Origin of the sequence: Burkholderia sp. SIMBA_062, from assembly GCF_046534765.1 — a bacterium.
In the GTDB taxonomy this organism is placed as follows: Bacteria; Pseudomonadota; Gammaproteobacteria; order Burkholderiales; family Burkholderiaceae; genus Burkholderia; species Burkholderia ambifaria.
In genome coordinates, this window is the sequence record NZ_JAWRYD010000471.1 from 1 (window position 1) to 250 (window position 250).

1 pseudogene is annotated in these 250 nt (G+C 61.6%); it reads right to left on the reverse strand.

The features are described from left to right. A pseudogene (locus SB786_RS37110) lies at positions 1–250 on the reverse strand (glycine/betaine ABC transporter ATP-binding protein); the annotation flags it as partial.

Sequence of the window (250 nt, forward strand, 5' to 3'; positions counted from 1 at the left end):
CCAGCAGGGTGTCCGGATGGTCGATCTGCAGGAGCTTGCCGGCGCGGAAGATCGCGATCTTGTCACCCAGCTTTATCGCCTCGTCGATGTCGTGACTGACCATGATCACGGTCTTGTTCAGCGCCCGCTGCATCTCGAAGAACTCGTTCTGGATCATCTCGCGGTTGATCGGGTCGACTGCGCCGAATGGCTCGTCCATCAGCAATACCGGTGCGTCGGCGGCAAGCGCGCGGATCACGCCGATGCGCTG